General features: G+C 72.3%; 15 protein-coding genes. 8 read left to right on the forward strand and 7 right to left on the reverse strand.

The genetic code is table 11. The annotated features are described in order from the left end of the window. Positions 1-97: 97 nt before the first annotated feature. Positions 98-1,702, forward strand: a complete 1,605-nt coding sequence (locus HNR57_RS04725; RefSeq protein WP_184556283.1) for an alpha/beta hydrolase — start codon at positions 98-100, stop codon at positions 1,700-1,702. On the opposite strand, the gene hemQ is transcribed toward HNR57_RS04725, so the two are convergent. Beyond that, a complete protein-coding gene (hemQ, locus tag HNR57_RS04730) occupies positions 1,703-2,434 on the reverse strand; it encodes a hydrogen peroxide-dependent heme synthase (protein WP_184556286.1) in 732 nt (243 codons plus the stop codon). It lies immediately after the preceding gene. A gap of 4 nt (positions 2,435-2,438) precedes the next feature. After that, positions 2,439-3,884 (reverse strand): protoporphyrinogen oxidase, encoded by a 1,446-nt coding sequence (gene hemG / locus HNR57_RS04735; RefSeq protein WP_184556289.1) that lies wholly within the window; start codon positions 3,882-3,884, stop codon positions 2,439-2,441. 158 nt (positions 3,885-4,042) lie between these two features. Here hemG and HNR57_RS04740 point away from each other — a divergent pair, with 158 nt between their 5' ends. Together HNR57_RS04740 and HNR57_RS04745 are read left to right on the forward strand one after the other, a co-directional pair. Next, positions 4,043-5,050, forward strand: a complete 1,008-nt coding sequence (locus tag HNR57_RS04740; protein WP_184556292.1) for a DUF4349 domain-containing protein — start codon at positions 4,043-4,045, stop codon at positions 5,048-5,050. A 27-nt stretch (positions 5,051-5,077) separates the two neighbouring features. Next, the gene (locus tag HNR57_RS04745) at positions 5,078-6,466 is read left to right on the forward strand and encodes an FAD-dependent oxidoreductase (protein ID WP_184556295.1); all 1,389 of its coding nucleotides are present in this window, start codon (positions 5,078-5,080) and stop codon (positions 6,464-6,466) included. 93 nt (positions 6,467-6,559) lie between these two features. On the opposite strand, the gene HNR57_RS04750 is transcribed toward HNR57_RS04745, so the two are convergent. Then, positions 6,560-6,892 carry a hypothetical protein gene (locus HNR57_RS04750; protein ID WP_031109274.1) on the reverse strand — a complete coding sequence of 111 codons (333 nt, stop codon included), beginning with the start codon at positions 6,890-6,892 and terminating at the stop codon, positions 6,560-6,562. Between the two features lie 114 nt (positions 6,893-7,006). Further along, complete coding sequence (gene hemE, locus HNR57_RS04755) at positions 7,007-8,074, reverse strand: uroporphyrinogen decarboxylase (RefSeq protein ID WP_184556298.1); 1,068 nt, start codon at positions 8,072-8,074, stop codon at positions 7,007-7,009. Positions 8,075-8,177: 103 nt separating this feature from the next. On the opposite strand from hemE, the gene HNR57_RS04760 reads away from it, so the two are divergent. The 3 genes from HNR57_RS04760 to HNR57_RS04770 all read left to right on the forward strand — a co-directional run bounded on the left by HNR57_RS04760 (position 8,178) and on the right by HNR57_RS04770 (position 11,336). Further along, positions 8,178-8,852: a DUF3000 domain-containing protein gene (locus tag HNR57_RS04760; protein WP_184556301.1), complete on the forward strand. Its 675-nt coding sequence runs from the start codon at positions 8,178-8,180 to the stop codon at positions 8,850-8,852. Between the two features lie 345 nt (positions 8,853-9,197). Beyond that, complete coding sequence (locus HNR57_RS04765) at positions 9,198-9,860, forward strand: response regulator transcription factor (protein ID WP_003993737.1); 663 nt, start codon at positions 9,198-9,200, stop codon at positions 9,858-9,860. A 186-nt stretch (positions 9,861-10,046) separates the two neighbouring features. Beyond that, entirely contained in the window at positions 10,047-11,336 is a 1,290-nt protein-coding gene (locus HNR57_RS04770) for a ribonuclease D (RefSeq protein WP_184556305.1), read from the forward strand. Positions 11,337-11,417: 81 nt separating this feature from the next. On the opposite strand, the gene HNR57_RS04775 is transcribed toward HNR57_RS04770, so the two are convergent. From HNR57_RS04775 to HNR57_RS04785, 3 genes are read right to left on the reverse strand one after another with little or no spacing between them, the layout of a single operon-like run. After that, the gene (locus HNR57_RS04775; RefSeq protein WP_184556308.1) at positions 11,418-12,248 is read right to left on the reverse strand and encodes a carbohydrate ABC transporter permease; all 831 of its coding nucleotides are present in this window, start codon (positions 12,246-12,248) and stop codon (positions 11,418-11,420) included. After that, the gene (locus HNR57_RS04780; RefSeq protein ID WP_184556311.1) at positions 12,245-13,195 is read right to left on the reverse strand and encodes a carbohydrate ABC transporter permease; all 951 of its coding nucleotides are present in this window, start codon (positions 13,193-13,195) and stop codon (positions 12,245-12,247) included. Before HNR57_RS04780 ends, HNR57_RS04775 begins: the two co-directional genes overlap by 4 nt. Further along, on the reverse strand, positions 13,195-14,508 hold the full coding sequence (locus HNR57_RS04785) for an ABC transporter substrate-binding protein (RefSeq protein WP_184556314.1): 1,314 nt from the start codon (positions 14,506-14,508) through the stop codon (positions 13,195-13,197). Before HNR57_RS04785 ends, HNR57_RS04780 begins: the two co-directional genes overlap by 1 nt. 163 nt (positions 14,509-14,671) lie before the next feature. On the opposite strand from HNR57_RS04785, the gene HNR57_RS04790 reads away from it, so the two are divergent. Together HNR57_RS04790 and HNR57_RS04795 are read left to right on the forward strand one after the other, a co-directional pair. Next, entirely contained in the window at positions 14,672-17,041 is a 2,370-nt protein-coding gene (locus tag HNR57_RS04790; protein ID WP_184556316.1) for a glycoside hydrolase family 2 protein, read from the forward strand. Continuing rightward, positions 17,038-18,072 (forward strand): LacI family DNA-binding transcriptional regulator, encoded by a 1,035-nt coding sequence (locus HNR57_RS04795; protein WP_184556319.1) that lies wholly within the window; start codon positions 17,038-17,040, stop codon positions 18,070-18,072. The genes HNR57_RS04790 and HNR57_RS04795 overlap by 4 nt, the downstream gene beginning before the upstream one ends. Positions 18,073-18,253 lie beyond the last annotated feature (181 nt).

Below are 18,253 nucleotides of genomic sequence, written 5' to 3' on the forward strand. Positions count from 1 at the left end.
GGGCCATCGGGCCCGACACCGGCGGACGGTGCTTGCCTTCCCCCCGCGCCGAACGAAACATCCCTTTCGTCGCCACCGTGCACCGAAGGGATACGCGATGAGAGCCGCCCTCCTCTACTCGGCCGCCGGGTCCTTGCTGCTGAGCATCCTCACCGCGGCCCCGGACACCGAGGACCGCACGGGGGCGGCCGAGCGACGCGGCACCGCCGTGGCCGCCGCACGCGCGAAGGCGGCCGGTGTCGCCTTCGGCCCGTGCCCCGACGCGCAGGACCTGCCCGGCAGCATGCAGTGCGGCACGGTACGCGTCCCGCTGGACTACGCCCGCCCCGACGGACGGCAGATCGAACTCTCCGTCAGCAGGGCCCGGGCCACGCGGAAGGACCCTCACAACAGCAGGCGCAAGGTTTCCCGGCAGGGCGCCCTCGTCCACAACCCGGGCGGCCCCGGCGCCACCGGCCTGTACTTCCCGCTCATCGGCCTGCTCCCCGAGTGGAAGCGGATCGCGGCCGCCTACGACCTCGTCGGCTACGCCCCGCGCGGGGTCGGCCGTTCGGCGCCGCTGTCGTGCAAGGACCCGAAGCAGTTCTTCACCGGGCCCTCGCAGGCGCCGTCCCACCCCTCGGAGCCGTACAAGCGGGAACGCATCGCCCGGGCGAAGGCGTACGCGCGCGGCTGCGCCGAGCAGGCCGGCGACGCGCTGCGCCACTACCACTCGCTGAACAACGCCCGTGACCTCGACGTGCTGCGCGCCGCGCTCGGCGAGGAGCGGCTGACCTTCATGGGCTCCTCGTACGGCACCTACTTCGGTGCCCTGTACGCGACGCTGTTCCCCGCGCACGTACGGCGGATGGTGTTCGACTCGGTGGTCCACCCCGACCCGGCGCGGATCTGGTACCGCAACAACCTCGGCCGGTCGGCCGCGTTCGAGGGCCGCTGGGCGGACTTCCGGGCGTGGATCGCCCGGCACGACGACGTCTACGGGCTGGGCGGGACCGCGCGGGAGGTGCTGCGCAGCTACGAGCGGGCGAGCGCGAGGCTGTCCGCCGAGCCGGCGGGCGGGAAGGTCGGGCCGGGGCAGTTGCAGGGGGCGTTCCTGCAGGCCGGGTACTACGACGACCAGTGGCCGCACCGCGCGCACGCGCTGTCGGCGTACCTCAAGGGCGACCCGAAGCCCCTGATCGAGCAGGCGGAACAGCACCCGGGGGCGGCGGCCGAGGCGGAGAACTCACGCGCGGTCTACCTGGCGGTCGAGTGCAACGACGCTCCCTGGCCCACGGACTGGCGGGTGTGGGACCGGGACAACACCCGGCTCGCGCGGGTGGCGCCCTTCGAGACCTGGGACAACGTGTGGACGAACCTGCCGTGCGCCTACTGGAGGGCGCCCCGGCAGCGGCCGCTCGACGTCGGCACCGGGCCGGGCGAGCTGCCGCCGACCCTGATCCTGGCCGCCGAGCGGGACGCCGCCACGCCGTACGACGGCGCCCTCGAACTGCGCGACCGTCTGGCCGGCTCGATCCTGGTGACGGAGCGGGACGCCGGCGCCCACGGGCTGGCGGGCGGACCGAACGCCTGCGTCAACGGCCACATGGAGGCGTATCTGCTGGAGGGCCGGCTGCCGGGGCGGCGCGCGCAGTGCGCCCCGCACGCCGAGCCGAAGCCGACGGCCCCGGACCGGGCCGGGGCCGTCGAACGGATCCGCTGATCAGGCCAGAGAGGCGACCAGTTCGGCGATGTCCTTGCGGCGGCCCGTGTAGAACGGCACCTCCTCGCGGACGTGCCGGCGGGCCTCCGAGGCGCGCAGGTGACGCATGAGGTCGACGATGCGGTACAGCTCGTCGGCCTCGAAGGCGAGGATCCACTCGTAGTCGCCGAGGGAGAACGAGGCGACGGTGTTGGCGCGCACGTCCGGGTAGCCGCGGGCCATCTTGCCGTGGTCGGCGAGCATGCGGCGGCGGTCCTCGTCCGGCAGCAGGTACCAGTCGTAGGAGCGCACGAAGGGGTAGACGCTCACGTAGTCGCGGGGCGTCTCGTCGGCGAGGAACGCCGGGATGTGCGCGCGGTTGAACTCGGCGGGGCGGTGCAGCGCCATGTTCGACCAGACGGGCTCCAGGGCGCGGCCCAGCTTCGTCCGGCGGAAGAGGTTGTACGCCTCCTGCAGCGCGTCACTGGTCTCCGCGTGCCACCAGATCATGAGGTCGGCGTCGGCGCGCAGGCCCGACACGTCGTACGTGCCGCGGATCGTCACGTCCTTGGCGGCGAGCTGGTCGAACAGCTCCCGGACCTCGTCGGCGTACCCGGCGCGGTCCTCGGGGAGGACGTCCTTCAGCTTGAAGACGGACCAGAGCGTGTAGCGGATGACCTCGTTGAGGTCCTTGGCCAGCTTGCCCTTGTTCGGGATCCTGCCGGACTCGGGGGTGGGGGCGTCGTTGCTCATGGCCTTATTCTCCTGCTCCGCCGTGCAGACTCTGCACCGGGTGGGCGGTGAGCTCCTGCACACCGCGCAGGTCGCCCCGGATCTGGTCCACGGCCGCGTAGGCGCTCGCGATGCAGGCCGGGATGCCGACGCCGTCGTAGGGGGCGCCGCAGACCGCGAGGCCGGGGAGCCGGGCGATGTGCTCGCGGACGCGGGCCACGCGCGCGTGGTGTCCGACGGGGTACTGGGGCAGGCCGTCGTCCCAGCGGGTGACGCGGGCCGCGACGGGTGCGGCGTCCAGGCCGGTCGCCGCCTTCAGGTCCTGCCGGGAGACGTCGACCAGCTCGGCGTCGTCACGCTGGAGGATCTCCGTCTCGCCGTACCGTCCGACGGAGGTGCGCAGGACGACGAGGTCCGGGTTCTCGTCGGCGATCCAGCCCCATTTCTGCGAGGCGAAGGTGGACGCCTTGATGGTGCGCCCGTCGACCGGCGGCACGAGGAAGCCGCTGCCGTCGGGCAGGGCCGTCCCGGAGCGGCGGTAGGCGAGGGTGATCAGGGCCATGGAGGCGTACTCGACGCCGTCGAGCTCGGCGGCGGCCCCCGGGTTCTCGGCGCGCAGCAGCCGGGCGGCGGCGGGGGCCGGAGCGGCGAGGATCACGGCGTCCGCGAGCCACTCCCGCTCCCCGGAACGGACCTCCCAGCCGCCCTCGGGGGTGCGGCGCAGGTCCGTCACCGGCGTCCCGGTCAGGATCTCGCCCCCGCGCGCCCGGACCGAGTCGGCCACCGCGAGCGGCAGGGTGCCGATGCCGCCCCGGATGCCCATGAAGACCGGGCCGGTCTGCCGGGCCGCGGCGGCCTTGGCCTGGAGCTCGCGGACCCCTTCCGTCAGGGAGGTGTGGGTCCTGGCCACCTGGAAGAGCTGCGGAACGGCCGAACGCATGGAGATGCGGTACGCGTCGCCCGCGTACACCCCGCCCAGCATGGGCTCCAGCAGGCGGTCGACGACCTCGCGGCCGAGGCGCTCCGCCACGAACTCCCCCACCGCCACGTCGTCGCCGACCTCGGTGCGGGGCAGCTCGGCGTCCCGCTCGATGCGGGCGAGGCCCTCCTCGGAGACCACGCCGGCCAGGGCGGACGCGGTGCCGGGCACGCCCATCACATGCCCCTTGGGGAAGGGGCGCAGGGCACCGCGGGTCCACAGCGAGGCGGTCGCCGTGGCCGGGGGCTGGAGGCGGTCGGCGAGGCCCACCTCGCGCGCCAGCGCCACCGCCTCGGGGCGGCGGGCCAGCATCGACTCGGCGCCGAGATCCACGCGCGCACCCGCGACCTCCCCGGGCAGCAGCTTGCCGCCGACCCGGCCGGAGGCCTCCAGCACGGTCACCCGCGCCCCGCGCTCCAGCAGCCGGTGCGCGGCGGCCAGCCCCGCGATGCCCGCCCCGATGACGACGACCTGCCCTTGAACTTCGCGCATGGCCCCAGCCTCTCAGACCTCACCGACAGCGCCGCCGCGCCCCGGTGTCCTTCACGAGTCCCGACCGTGACCGCATCGGAACCGTCCCGGGCCAAACGTCCGGCCCGGTCCGGGCGTCGAAGAAGCGTCAGCAGAATCGACCCTCGGGGGATGCCCGCATGCGCACACGACGATCCGCACGACGCCCCGCCCCGGCCCTGGCCGCACTCCTGCTGGCCGCCGCCCTCGCGGTCACCGGGTGCAGCGCCGGGGACGACAGCGGCGGCAGCAGTTCCGCCGCCGACCGCGGGGCGGCCACGTCCCGGGCGGACGACAAGGCCGTCTCGGGGGAGGCCGCCCCCGGGGGCGCCGGGAGCGGCGCCAGGGCCACGGCGCCGCCGAAGGTCACCGCGAGCCACATCATCCGCACCGCTTCCCTGACCGTTCAGGTCAAGGACGTCCCGAAGGCCCTGGAGCAGGCCCGCACCGGCACCGAGAACGCGGGGGGCTACGTCGGCAACGAGACCACCACCCGGGACGCCGAGGGCCATGAGCGCACCCGGGTCGTGCTGCGGGTGCCCGTCGAGAAGTACGACGAGGTCCTCGCCGAACTGGAGGGCACCGGCAAACTGCTCGACCGCAGCGCGAAGGCGGAGGACGTCACCGACCAGGTCGTGGACGTGGAGAGCCGGATCAAGACGCAGCGCGCCAGCGTGGCCCGGATCCGCGAGCTGATGGACCAGGCCGGCAAGCTCAGTGACGTGGTGACCCTGGAGAGCGAGCTGAGCACCCGCCAGGCCGACCTGGAGGCGCTGCTCGCCCGGCAGAAGTCCCTGAAGGACCGCACCAGCCTGGCCACCATCACCCTGGCGCTGTCCGAGACCCCGGTGAAGAAGGAGGCCAAGGAGGACGACCCGGGCTTCGTCGACGCGCTCGCGGGCGGCTGGAACGCGTTCGTGACGATGCTGCGCTGGCTCGCGGTGGCCTTCGGCGCGGTACTGCCGTTCGCGGCGGTGGCCGCGCTGCTCGTCCTGCTGTGGGTGCGGGTCGTACGCCCCCGGCTGCCGCGGCGTCCCGAGCCCGCGCCCGCGACGACCGCCCTCGGCCCGCTGCCGATGGCCCGGCCGGCGCCGGAGTCCACCCGGCCGCGGACCCCGGACGGGCAGGGCCGAGGCGGACAGGACTGAAATGCCGGGCTCCCGTAGCGTGTTCGCATGAACATGAGCCGTGCACGGGAGCGACTGGTCGTCATCGGCGGCGACGCCGCGGGCATGTCCGCGGCGTCGCAGGCGCGCCGCCTGAAGGGCCCCGGCGAGCTGGAGATCGTGGCGTTCGAACGGGGCCACTTCACGTCGTACTCGGCCTGCGGCATCCCCTACTGGGTCGGCGGCGACGTCACCGACCGGGACCGGCTCATCGCCCGCACCCCCGAGGAGCACCGCGCCCGGGACATCGACCTGCGGCTGCGCACCGAGGTGACGGAACTGGACCTCGACGGGCAGCGGGTACGCGCACGTGACGCCGACACCGGCGAGGAGTCCTGGACGCCGTACGACCGGCTCGTGATCGCGACCGGCGCCCAGCCGATCCGGCCCGACATGCCTGGGGCCGACGCGCCCGGGGTGCACGGCGTGCAGACCCTGGACGACGGCCAGGCGCTCCTCGACACGCTGGAACGCACGCGGGGCCGCCGCGCGGTCGTCGTCGGGGCCGGCTACATCGGCGTGGAGATGGCCGAGGCCCTCATCAACCGCGGCTACGAGGTGACGGTCGTCAACCGCGGCAGCGAACCCATGTCGACCCTCGACCCCGACATGGGCCGCCTGGTGCACGAGGCCATGGAGGGCCTGGGCATCACGATGGTCAACGACGCCGAGGTCACGAAGATCCTCACCGGGGGCGACGGACGGGTGCGGGCGGTGGTCACCGAGGACCGCGAGTTCCCGGCGGACGTCGTCGTCCTCGGCATCGGCGTCCGCCCCGAGACGGCCCTCGCGAAGGCCGCCGGACTCCCCCTCGGCCCGCACGGCGGTCTCCTCACGGACCGCTCGATGCGGGTGCGCGGCCACGAGGACATCTGGGCCGGCGGCGACTGCGTCGAGGTCCTCGACCTGGTATCCGGCCAGGACCGGCACATCCCGCTGGGCACCCACGCCAACAAGCACGGCCAGGTCATCGGCACCAACATCGGCGGCGGTTACGCCACCTTCCCGGGCGTGGTCGGCACGGCGGTCAGCAAGGTCTGCGACCTGGAGATCGCCCGCACGGGCCTGCGCGAGAAGGACGCCCACCGGGTGGGCCTGCGCTTCGAGTCGGTCACCATCGAGTCGACCAGCCGCGCGGGCTACTACCCGAACGCCTCCCCCATGACGGTCAAGATGCTCGCCGAGCACCGCACGGGCCGCCTGCTCGGCGTCCAGATCGTCGGCCGGGAGGGCGCCGGCAAGCGGGTCGACATCGCGGCGGTCGCCCTCACGGCGGGCATGACGGCGGAACAGATGACGACCCTGGACCTCGGCTACGCCCCGCCGTTCTCCCCGGTCTGGGACCCGGTCCTGGTGGCGGCCCGCAAGGCGGCGGCGAAGGTGCGCGGCACCTCGTAGCGGGGCAGGTGCTCCGGGGGGCGCGGGGAGCTGCGCGACAAGCCACAGACGTCGCGCACCCGGCGACGACCCCGCACCCCCTCGGCGAAGCCCTTACGCCGTCCCGGCCGTACCGTTGATCCGGTCGATCGCCTGCCGCGCCTGCTCCGCCGGCGGCCGGGACGGCAACGAGGACACCGACGCGGGCGCCGCCGTCACCGCCGGCGGCTGCTCCCCGGCCGGCTTCGCGTGCGAGGCCACGCGGGTCGACCGCAACCGATGGCTCACCGCCTCCTCCAGCGTCACGGGCCGCCGCAACTGGGTGGCCAGCCGCCCCGCGTCCTGGCCGAGACGGGCCACGTCCTCCCAGGGCAGCCGCACCACCAGCGTCAGCTCCGCCTCACCGTCGGGCAGTGCGTGCATCGCGGGAGTAACTCGGTCGTTCATCGCCTGTTCCTCACGTCGGCCCCGCGACCCGCCTTCCCCGCGCCGCGGGCGGTTGCCGACACATACGCACGCCCGTACGGCCGCGTTCACCGAACCGGCCGATCGGGCCGCGCGTCAGCGCGCCGTCCGGGTGTGCACGTGCTCCACGAGCCGCGTCAGCGCGTCCGGGTCGGTGGAGGGCATGACGCCGTGACCGAGGTTGAAGATGTGGCCCTCCAGGTCCTTCGCCGAGTCCAGGACCTCCAGGGTCTTGGCCTCGACGGCCTCGGTCGGGGCGAACAGCACGGTCGGGTCGAGGTTGCCCTGGAGTGCCTTGCCGGGGCCGATCCGGCGGGCGGCCTCGTCCATCGGGACGCGCCAGTCGACGCCGACGACATCCGCGCCGGCCTCGCCCATCAGGCCCAGCAGCTCGCCGGTGCCGACCCCGAAGTGGATGCGCGGGACGCCGTAGCCCGCCACGGCCTCGAAGACCTTCGCCGAGGCGGGCAGCACCGAACGCCGGTAGTCGACGGGGGCCAGCGCACCGGCCCAGGAGTCGAACAGCTGCACCGCCGAGGCGCCCGCCTCGATCTGCACCTTCAGGAAGGCGGCGGTGATGTCCGCCAGGCGGTCGAGCAGGTCGGCCCACAGCTCCGGGTCGCCGTACATCATCGCCTTGGCGTTCTCGTACGTGCGGGACGGGCCGCCCTCGACGAGGTAGCTGGCGAGGGTGAAGGGGGCGCCGGCGAAGCCGATGAGGGGCGTGGAGCCGAGCTCGCGGGTGAGCAGACCGATGGCCTCGGTGACGTAGGAGACGTCCTCGGGGGTCAGGTCGCGCAGCTGCGCGAGGTCGGCGCGGGTGCGGATCGGGTGCTCGACGACCGGGCCGACGCCGGGCTTGATGTCGAGGTCGATGCCGATGGCCTTGAGCGGGACGACGATGTCGCTGAAGTAGATCGCCGCGTCCACGCCGTGCCGGCGCACCGGCTGGAGCGTGATCTCGGTGACCAGTTCGGGCCGCATGCAGGACTCCAGCATCGGAACGCCCTCGCGCACCTTGCGGTACTCCGGCAGTGAGCGCCCGGCCTGCCGCATGAACCACACCGGCGTGTGCGGCACGGGCTCGCGCCGACAGGCCTTGAGGAAGGCGGAGTCGTACGGGGCGGACGGCTGCTGGGCCCGAGGGGCGTCGTTGGCACTCACGGGGCCAAGTTTCGCACGCCGCCGGACAGCACTATTCAGCCCCTGGACAGGCGCGGGGGTGTCTAGCCCGGCACCCGGGCTCCGGTCCCCGTAACCTTCCCGCATGGCTGCGGCTCAGGGACGACTGTCGGACGGCGCTGGCGGTATGGACGAAGCGAAGGACACCGAGAAGGGCCGGCGGGAGGCGGACTCCGCCCCGCCGCCCTTCCGGGCCGCCGTCGACGCGCTCAGGGCGGCGCGGCTGCGGCCCCAGATCGAGGTCGAGCCGACGCCCGCGCCGAAGCGGCTCGCCCCCTACTCCTACGCGCTGGAGGCGGCGGTCGTCGACGGCGACCAGGACCTGGCCGACGGCCGGCTGGTACTGCTGCACGACCCGGCCGGGCACGACGCGTGGCGGGGCACGTTCCGGCTGGTGACGCTGGTGCGCGCGGAGCTGGAGCCGGAGATGGCGGCGGATCCGCTGCTGCCGGAGGTGTGCTGGTCCTGGCTGACCGGTGCGCTGCAGGCCCGCGGGCTGACGTACGGGGAGCCGAGCGGCACCGTCACACGCGCGAGCTCCCACTACTTCGGCGGGCTGTCCGCGCGCCCGGCCGCCTCGCAGATCGAGATCCGGGCGTCGTGGACGCCGCGTGAGGGCCTGGGCGGGTCCCCGGACACGGCGGCGCACCTGGCGTCCTGGTGCGATCTGCTCGCCCAGATCGCGGGGCTGCCCCCGGCCGGTCCGGGCGACGCGTCCGTGGTGACACTGCCCCAGCGGCGAGGCCCGCAGTCCCGCTGAAACGACCCCGGACCGACCTCTGATCCACCCCTGACCGCCCCGCACTGATCGATCTTGTGCGGGGCGGTCAACCATGTCCTGCCGACGATCACACCTGCGTACCCCTCTTGGCCGAATCACTTTGTCGATACGGCCACTTTCGACCGCGTACCGACGCAGACCGAAACCGTTCCACCTTCGAATGATCGACCGCGTGTCCGAATTGCACGGATTGTTATCACTGAATCGTGATCATTTTCTAAAGGCGGACGGGTTCGGTGCCGAAGACGACTGTGACCTTGAAAGCACGGTTCGTCCCGGCTTCATCCCCCCGAGCCGGCCCCGTCCCGCACCCCAGGAGGCCTGGTGTCCGTTCTCCTCGAGCAGCCCGCAAGCCTGGTCGCCTACCGCCCGAACAAGCCGACCGCCATGGTGGTCGTGGCCGACCCGCGCGTCCGCTCCACCGTCACCCGCCACCTGTGGGCGCTCGGTGTGCGCGACGTCATCGAGGCCTCGTCCATCGCGGAGGCTCGTCCCCGCATCGGCAACCCCCGCGACATCTGTGTCGCCGACGTCCACCTGCCGGACGGTTCCGGCCTCACCCTGCTGTCGGAGACGCGCGCCGCGGGCTGGCCCAACGGGCTCGCCCTCTCCGCCGCCGACGACATCGGCGCCGTGCGCAACGCACTCGCCGGCGGAGTGAAGGGGTACGTCGTCACCGGCACCCGTACCAACGTCGGGCTCCCCACCCGGCCGGGCGCCGCCCCCATCGGCGCCGCCGCCGCGCGACTGCACCGCCGCCCCCCGGGCGCCCCGAGCCACCCGGGCGGCTACCGCGAACTGTCCGGCCGCGAGGTCGAGGTGCTGAGGCTGGTCGCGGAGGGCCAGTCGAACAAGGCGATCGGCGTCTCGATGGGCCTGTCCGCCCTGACCGTCAAGAGCCACCTCGCCCGCATCGCCCGCAAGCTCGGCACGGGCGACCGGGCCGGCATGGTCGCGGTGGCGCTGCGGACCGGGATCATCCACTGACCCGCTCCGCCGTGACTCTCCGTGACCCTTCTGGCACGTGAACGGGGCCGGCCGTCGGCCCCGTTCACGTCACGCACGGTTCGCGAACCCGCCGCTTCCCCGACATGACTGGTTTGCGACCCTCGGGCGCCCGTCGACGGAACGTTCCGTCGACGGGCGCTGTCCATACATGGATACCCTTGACAGGTGACCGACGCCCACGACACCGCAGCAGACAGCTCACTGCGAACCACCGGAGGCGCCCCTCCGGACGACGGCGGATCTTCTGCTACGGAGGCGCCGATCCCCTTGCTGGAGCCGCGTGAGGGCATTCCGCCCGTCATCGCGGACGAGGCCGCCCTGGCCCGGGTGATCGCCGCCTTCGAGGCGGGATCCGGGCCCGTCGCCGTCGACGCCGAGCGGGCGTCCGGCTACCGCTACGGGCAGCGCGCCTATCTCGTACAGCTGCGCCGCGCGGGCTCCGGAACCGCCCTGATCGACCCGGTGGCCTGCCCCGACCTGTCCGCCCTCGGTGACGCCCTGTCCGGCGTCGAGTGGGTGCTGCACGCCGCCACCCAGGACCTGCCCTGCCTGCGCGAGATAGGCATGGTGCCGACCCGGCTGTTCGACACGGAGCTGGCCGGGCGGCTCGCCGGGTTCCCCCGGGTGGGCCTCGGCGCGATGGTGGAGAGCGTGCTGGGCTTCGTCCTGGAGAAGGGGCACTCCGCCGTCGACTGGTCGACCCGGCCCCTGCCCGAGCCCTGGCTGCGCTACGCGGCACTGGACGTCGAGCTGCTCGTCGACCTGCGTGACGCGCTGGAGAAGGAGCTGGACCGGCAGGGCAAGCTGGAGTGGGCCCGCCAGGAGTTCGACGCGATCGCCTCGGCTCCCCCGCCGGAGCCCCGCAAGGACCCGTGGCGGCGTACGTCCGGCATGCACAAGGTGCGCCGCCGGAGGCAGCTGGCCGTCGTACGGGAGCTGTGGCAGACCCGGGACCGGATCGCCCAGCGGCGTGACGTGTCGCCGGGCAAGGTGCTCGGGGACGCGGCCATCGTGGAGGCGGCGCTGGCGCTTCCGGCCAACGTGCACGCACTGGCCGCGCTGAACGGTTTTGGGCACCGCGTGGGCAAGCGGCAGCTGGAGCAGTGGCAGGCGGCGGTGGACCGGGCGAAGGCGCTGAGCGAGGCGCAGCTGCCGCAGCCGGGCCAGCCGGTGACCGGGCCTCCGCCGCCGCGCGCCTGGGCCGACAAGGACCCCGAGGCCGCCGCACGGCTGTCCGCCGCCCGCGCCGCGGTGTCGGCGCTGGCCGACCGGGTCAGCATGCCGCAGGAGAACCTGATCACACCGGACACGGTGCGGCGGGTGTGCTGGGAGCCGCCTGCGGTGGTGGACGCGGAGTCCGTCGCGGCGGCGCTGGCCGGGCACGGGGCGCGGCCGTGGCAGGTCGAGCAGGTGACGCCGGTGTTGGTGGAGGCGCTGTCCTCGAAGGAGGCCTAGCCGCCGTGGAGCTTCTCGTCGTACGGCGGCTGCGGGTGATCTTCGGCTTGTCGCGCAGTTCCCCGCGCCCCTGGGGCGTCGTCACTTGGTCGCTCCCCGGGTGAAGCCGTTGTAGATAAACCGCTGGAGGAACAGGAAGACGACCAGGGTAGGGACGATGACCAGGATCGCTCCTGCCGAGATGGTCTCCCAATGCGCGCCGAAGGGGCCCTTGAAGCGGAAGAGGGACGTCGAGATCACGCCAAGATCTTCCGAGGGCATGTAGAGGAACGGGATGTAGAAGTCGTTGTAGGTCGTGATGCCCTTGACGATCACCACCGTCGCGGTCGCCGGCTTCAGCAGCGGGAAGATGATCTTGCGGTAGATCGTGAAGGCGTTGGCCCCGTCCAGGCGGGCCGCCTCGTCCAGGGAGGTGGGGATGGACCGCACGAACTGCAGGAAGATGTAGATCGAGACGATGTCCGTGCCCATGTAGAGGGCGATCGGCGCCCAGAGGCTGTCGAACAGGCCGAAGCTGTTGACGATCTGGAAGGTGGCCACCTGGGTGGTGACGCCGGGGACCAGCGCGGCGATCAGGAACAGGGCCAGCACCCACGCGCGGAAGCGGAACCGGAAGCGATCGATGGCGTAGGCCGTCATCGAGCCGATGAGGACCGTGCCGCCGATGGCGACGACCAGGATGACGGCCGTGTTGCCGAAGGCCGAGAGCATCCGGCCGTCCTGGAACGTCGTCACGTAGTTGCCGAAGTTGAACGGATCGCCCGGCAGCGCGAGCGCGCCGCTGCCGTCCGCCATCTCCCGCTCCGACTTCAGGGACGTCAGGAACACCGCGGCCAGCGGGAGCAGGACCACCGCGGTCGCGGCGATCAGCGACAGGTACACGAGGACGCGGGTCACCGCGCGGCGCGTCATACGAGGTCCACCTTGTCGTCGGGGGCGAGGCGCCGCTGCACCCAGGTCACCGCCAGGACGATCAGCAGCAGCACGACCGCGGCCGCCGAGGCGAGCCCCGTCTTGTTGAACTGGAACGCCAGCTTCACGGTCTGGATGACGAACGTCTCGGTGCCGGTCGCGCCGCCGGTCATGATGTACGGGATCTCGAAGACCGAGAGCGAACCGGAGACCGAGAGGATCACCGTCAGGCTCAGCACCGGCTTGATGCCCGGCGCGATGATGTGGCGGAACTGGTCCCAGCGGTTCGCGCCGTCGAGTTCGGCCGCCTCGTACAGCTCCCCGGGGATCGACTGGATCGCGCCGAGGAAGAGGACGAAATTCAGGCCGAGGTAGCGCCAGACGGAGACGGCGGCCAGGGAGGTGTTCGCCGACTCCGGGGTGCCGAGCCAGGCGCGGTCCGTCTCCACGCCGACCAGGCTCAGCACCGAGTCGAGGGTGCCGCCGTCCTGGAAGAAGTAGAGGAAGACGAAGCCGATCGCGACTCCGTTGATCAGGTACGGGAAGAACAGCACGCCCTTGAAGAAGTTCCGGAAGCGGACATTGAAGCTGAGGACGGTGGCGAAGTAGAGCGCGGCCACGATCTGGACGACGGAGGCCGCCAGGTAGTAGCCGCTGACCCAGAAGACCTCGAACAGCTCGGGGCGGGTGAAGAGTTCGGCGTAGTTCCCGGCTCCCGTCCAGCGCAGCTCGGGGCTCACGCCGTCCCAGTCGGTGAAGCTGTACGCGACCATGTTGGCGATCGGCGCGTAGGTGAAGACGATCAGGAGGGTGAGCGGGGCGAGCAGGAAGAGCCAGGGGGTGGCCCCGCGCCACAGGCGTGCCGGACGCGGGGCGCGGGCCGGGGCGGGGGCGGCGTCCGTGCTCGCGGCGGCCTTCACGGCCGCCGTCTCGGTCGTGCCCGTCATCAGTACCCCAGCGACTTCTGGGTCTCGGTCCACTTCTCACCGAGGCCGTCCAGGTAGTCGTCCGGGTCGCCCTTCCTTGCGCCGCGGGCCATGTCGACGAGCTCCTGGCGGTAGTCGGGCTTGTTGATGCCGACCTCGGACTGGTTGTCGATGGTCTTCACCTCGGCGCCCTTGCTGTCGTCGAGATCGAGGAGCTTGACGCCCGCCTCCTCGTACGGCTTCAGGATGCCGGGCAGCGGGGCGTCCTTGAGCGGGGACAGCGCCAGGTTGTCCTGCGCGTAGCCGGACTTGTCGGTGAACCAGTCGATCCAGGCGCGGGCGGCCTCCTTGTGCTCGGAGTGAACGTTGACGGCCTGGTTGTAGTCGGGCGAGGTCACCGCGCAGAACGTGCCGTCCTTCTGGGCGGGGAAGGGCATGAACCCGATGTCGTCCGGGTCGGTGCCGGCCTGCTCGGCCGCGCCCCGCATCTGGATGACCGCCCAGGAGCCGAGCCACATGGTGGCGATCTCGCCCTTGGCCAGTCTGGGCTTGGACGCCTCCCAGTTGGTGGTCGTCGGGTCCTTCTCGATGAGCCCCTCGTGCACGATGTCGTACAGCAGCGTGTCCGCCACCCGCAGGTCGGCGCCCTCGGCCCAGGGGTTGCCCTCGGCCAGTCCGGTGGTGGCCTGCTCGTCGCAGCCGACCGAGCCGTTGACCCCCGTCCACTGGCTGAGCGGCCACTTGTCCTTGAAGTTGGTGTAGTAGGGGATCGCGTCGGTCTTCGACTTGATCGCCTTGAGGCCGGCGAGGAACTCGGCCGGTGTGGTGGGCCAGTCGGTGACCCCGGCCTCCCGCCAGACCTTCTTGTTGTAGATGAACCCCGGCAGCGCGCCGAGGGGGCTCTGGCCGTAGACCTTGCCCCCGACGGTCGTGTAGTCGGTGAAACGGTACTTCTTGCTCCGTTCCTCCTGACTGCCCAGCGAGGCGAAGAACCTGGGGTAGTCCTTCTTCTCGATCACCGCCGGGATCATGAGGACGTCGCCGTAGTTCTCCGTGTTCATACGGATCTTGACTTCGCCCTCGTAGTCGGTGATGCCGTCGAACTCGACCTTCACCCCGGGATACGTCTTGCTGAACTCGGCGGCGTACTTCTTCATCGTCCCGTCCTGCACGAGGTCGGTCCGGTGGGTGAGGACGGTGATGGTCCCGCGGACCTTGGCGGGATCGTCGGGCGCCTCGGCGTCGGCGCCCTTCGAGGAGCCTCCGGTGCCGGTGCAGCCGGATGCCAGCAGGGCGGAGCCCGCGGCCAGGGCGAGGAGGGTACGGCGGTTCATGTGCATCAGCTCCGTTCGCGGAGGGGAACTCGGGACGGACGAGCACGTGCGGTATGGCTGGTTCGGAACTCTGACAGCGTGCACTCAACCGGTAAAGTCCCAATCCCGCCAAGGATGCGAAACCGACACACGACTCTTCACTGAACCGGTTAAGGGAGTGCGCATGCTGGAGGCCACACCGCTCGGCGAGGGATGGACCCTGCGGCACGGCTCGGACACGCTGCCGGCCACCGTGCCGGGGTGCGTGCACACCGACCTGATGGCCGCCGGGGTGATCCCGGACCCGTTCCTCGGCCGGAACGAGACCGGGGTGGCCTGGGTGGGGCGCCGGGACTGGACGTACGAGCGGGAGATCGGCGGCTCGTGGGGGCAGGAGCAGACCGACCTGGTCTTCGACGGGCTCGACACCGTCGCCGAGATCTCCCTGGACGGACGGCTGCTGGGGAAGGTGCGCAACATGCACCGCTCGTACCGGTTCGACGTGACGGGCCTGTCCGGGCGGCTGTCCGTGCGGTTCGTCTCCGCCTACGCCGAGGCCGAGGCCGTGCGGGGCCGGGTGGGCGAACGGCCCGCCGCCTACGCCGAGCCCTACCAGTACCTGCGCAAGATGGCCTGCTCCTTCGGCTGGGACTGGGGGCCGACCCTGGTGACGGCCGGGATCTGGCGGCCGGTGCGCCTGGAGCACTGGTCGACGGCCCGGATCGCGCGGGTGCGTCCGATGGTCACCCTCGACGAGGGCACGGGCGTCGTCGAACTGGCCGTCGACGTGGAGCGGACCCGGGTCGAGGCACCCCTCGCCGTGGAGGCGGCCGTCGCGGGGGTGCGGGCGCGGGCCGAGATCGAGGGGGCCGGTGGGGTGGTACGGCTGCGGGTGCCGGACCCGCGGCTGTGGTGGCCCCGTGGGTACGGAGAACAGCCGCTCTACGACGTGGAGTTGAAGCTTCTGCAGGGCGAGGAGACGCTGGACGTGTGGCGGCGGCGGATCGGTTTCCGGACCGTGGAGCTGGACCGGCGGCCCGACGCGCACGGCACCGGCTTCACCCTCGTCGTCAACGGCGAGCGGCTCTTCGCCCGGGGCGTCAACTGGATCCCCGACGACGTCTTCCCGTCCCGGATCACCCGAGAGCGCTACCGGCAGCGGCTGGAGCAGGCGGCCGGCGCGGGCGTGGACCTCGTACGGATCTGGGGCGGCGGGATCTACGAGGGCGAGGACTTCTACGACGCCTGCGACGAACTCGGCCTGCTGGTCTGGCAGGACTTCCCGTTCGCCTGCGCGGCCTACCCGGAGGAGCAGCCGCTGCGCGGCGAGGTGGAGGCCGAGGCGCGGGAGAACGTCGTACGGCTGATGCCGCATCCGTCGCTCGTGCTGTGGAACGGCAACAACGAGAACCTGTGGGGCTTCCGGGACTGGGAGTGGGAGCACGGGCTGGCCGGAAACTCCTGGGGCGAGGGCTACTACCTGGGCGTGCTGCCGCGTGTGGTGGCCGAGTCGGACCCGACCCGGCCGTACACCGCGGGGAGCCCCTGGTCCGGTTCCTGGCGGCACCACCCGAACGACCCGGCGCACGGCACCCACCACTCGTGGGAGGTGTGGAACCGGGAGGACTACGCGGACTATCGGCTGAGCGTGCCGCGGTTCGTCGCCGAGTTCGGCTGGCAGGCGCCGCCCGCGTACACCACGCTGCGCCGGGCGCTGCCCGGGGAGGAGCTCGCGCCGGACTCCCCCGGCATGCTGCACCACCAGAAGGCCGACGACGGCAACGGCAAGCTGGAGCGCGGGCTCCGGCGGCATTTCGCCGTGCCGGACGGGGACTTCGACCGCTGGCACTACCTGATGCAGCTCAACCAGGCGCGGGCGGTCGCGGCCGGGATCGAGCACTGGCGCTCCCACTGGCCGGTGTGCGCGGGCACGGTCCTCTGGCAGCTCAACGACTGCTGGCCGGTGACCTCCTGGGCGGCGATCGACGGGGACGGCCGCGAGAAGCCGCTCTACCACGAGCTGAAGCGGCTGTACGCGGACCGGTTGCCGACCTTCCAGGTGCGGGACGGGGGGCTGGTGCTGGCGGCCGTCAACCAGGGGCCGGAGGAGTGGCGGGGGACGCTGACCCTGCGGCGGTTGTCCGTCGAGGGCGAGGTGCTGGACCACCGGGATGCGGAACTGGCGGCCGGGAGGCGGGCCGTGGCCCGTGTCGACGTGCCGCGGGAGCTGATGCCCGCCGGGCCCGGGGAGTTCCTGGTCGCGGACGTGGACGGGCTGCGGGCGCTGCACTTCCCGGTGCCCGACCGTGAAGTGCCCTACCCGGTGCCGGAGTTCGACGTCAGGCTCGCACCGGGTGGCATCACGGTGACCGCCCGCACCCTGGTCCGGGACCTGCTGCTCCAGGCCGACCGGCTCGATCCCGGGGCGCGGGCCGACCGGGGGCTGGTCACGCTGCTGCCGGGCGAAGAGGTGACCATCGGGGTGCGCGGCTGGAAGACTCCGGACGCGAAGACCGCCCGTTCGGCCCTGTACTGCGTGGAGCCCACCCGATGACGGCAACGCCGACCCCTCGCGTCACCATCAAGGACGTCGCCGCGCGCGCCGGTGTGTCCAAGGGGGCGGTGTCCCTCGCGTTCAACCACAAGCCGGGGCTGTCGGAGGCCACCCGGGACCGGATCTTCCTCGCGGCGCGGGAGCTGGGCTGGTCGCCGAGCCTCACGGCGCGGACGCTGGCCGGATCGCGCGTGGACGTGGTCGGGCTGGCCGTGTGCCGGCCGGCGCGGGCGCTGGGGCTGGAGCCCTGGTACATGGAGTTCGTCTCGGGCGTGCAGAGCGTGCTGACCGAGCATTCCAGCTCACTGCTGCTGCGGCTCGTGCGGAACATGGACGAGGAGGTGGCCGTCCAGGAGGCGTGGTGGCGGGGGCGGCAGACCGGCGGGTCGATCCTCGTCGACTTCCGGGCGGACGATCCGCGGGTGGCCATGACGGAGCGGCTCGGGATGCCGGTGGTCGCCGTCGGGCATCCCTCGCTGACCGGCGGGCTCACGTCGGTGTGGACGGACGACGCCACGGCTGTGACGGAGGCGGTGCGGTACCTGGCCGCGCTGGGGCACCGGCGGATCGCGCGGGTGGGCGGGGCGGCGGACCTCGGGCACACGTCGATCCGGACGGCGGCGTTCGACGAGGCGGCGGGGGCGCTGGCGCTGGCCGGGGCGTGGCAGGTCGCGACGGACTTCTCGGGAGAGGCGGGGGCGCGTGCGACACGGTCGCTGCTGACCGCGGCGCCGGCCGACCGGCCGACCGCGATCGTGTACGACAACGACATCATGGCGGTGGCGGGGCTGTCGGTGGCGGCGGAGATGGGGCTGCGGGTGCCGGAGGACGTGTCGCTGCTGGCCTGGGACGACTCGCAGCTGTGCCGGCTGACGCATCCGACGCTGTCGGCGATGAGTCATGACGTGCACGGTTTTGGAGCGGACGTGGCGAGGACTCTGTTCTCGGTGATCACCGGGGGTGAGGGTGGGTCGCACCCGGTGCCGACCCCTGTGCTGACGCCCCGGGGGTCCACTGCGCCGCCTCGGTGAGCGCCGAACGGAGTGCGGGTGCGTTGTGGCTGGTCGCGCCCTCGCGGGAGCCGCATATCGATATGGTCCCGCGCCCCTGAAGAGCGGGGCGTCGCACCACCCGGAGGTGTGACCTTCGCCGCTCCGCCTGTCAGGGGTGTGCAGCTACGTTACCCATAAGTAGCATGGGCCTGAGCGCGCG

It is taken from the genome of Streptomyces paradoxus (genome assembly GCF_014202475.1).
GTDB classification, from domain to species: Bacteria; Actinomycetota; Actinomycetes; order Streptomycetales; family Streptomycetaceae; genus Streptomyces; species Streptomyces paradoxus.

Excerpts from the sequence above, each read along its gene's own strand:
- HNR57_RS04725 (WP_184556283.1), top strand. The coding sequence starts at position 98 with ATGAGAGCCGCCCTCCTCTACTCGGCCGCCGGGTCCTTGCTGCTGAGC.
- hemQ (WP_184556286.1), bottom strand. The coding sequence starts at position 2,434 with ATGAGCAACGACGCCCCCACCCCCGAGTCCGGCAGGATCCCGAACAAG.
- hemG (WP_184556289.1), bottom strand. The coding sequence starts at position 3,884 with ATGCGCGAAGTTCAAGGGCAGGTCGTCGTCATCGGGGCGGGCATCGCG.
- HNR57_RS04740 (WP_184556292.1), top strand. The coding sequence starts at position 4,043 with ATGCGCACACGACGATCCGCACGACGCCCCGCCCCGGCCCTGGCCGCA.
- HNR57_RS04745 (WP_184556295.1), top strand. The coding sequence starts at position 5,078 with ATGAACATGAGCCGTGCACGGGAGCGACTGGTCGTCATCGGCGGCGAC.
- HNR57_RS04750 (WP_031109274.1), bottom strand. The coding sequence starts at position 6,892 with ATGAACGACCGAGTTACTCCCGCGATGCACGCACTGCCCGACGGTGAG.
- HNR57_RS04760 (WP_184556301.1), top strand. The coding sequence starts at position 8,178 with ATGGCTGCGGCTCAGGGACGACTGTCGGACGGCGCTGGCGGTATGGAC.
- HNR57_RS04775 (WP_184556308.1), bottom strand. The coding sequence starts at position 12,248 with ATGACGCGCCGCGCGGTGACCCGCGTCCTCGTGTACCTGTCGCTGATC.
- HNR57_RS04780 (WP_184556311.1), bottom strand. The coding sequence starts at position 13,195 with ATGACGGGCACGACCGAGACGGCGGCCGTGAAGGCCGCCGCGAGCACG.
- HNR57_RS04785 (WP_184556314.1), bottom strand. The coding sequence starts at position 14,508 with ATGAACCGCCGTACCCTCCTCGCCCTGGCCGCGGGCTCCGCCCTGCTG.
- HNR57_RS04790 (WP_184556316.1), top strand. The coding sequence starts at position 14,672 with ATGCTGGAGGCCACACCGCTCGGCGAGGGATGGACCCTGCGGCACGGC.
- HNR57_RS04795 (WP_184556319.1), top strand. The coding sequence starts at position 17,038 with ATGACGGCAACGCCGACCCCTCGCGTCACCATCAAGGACGTCGCCGCG.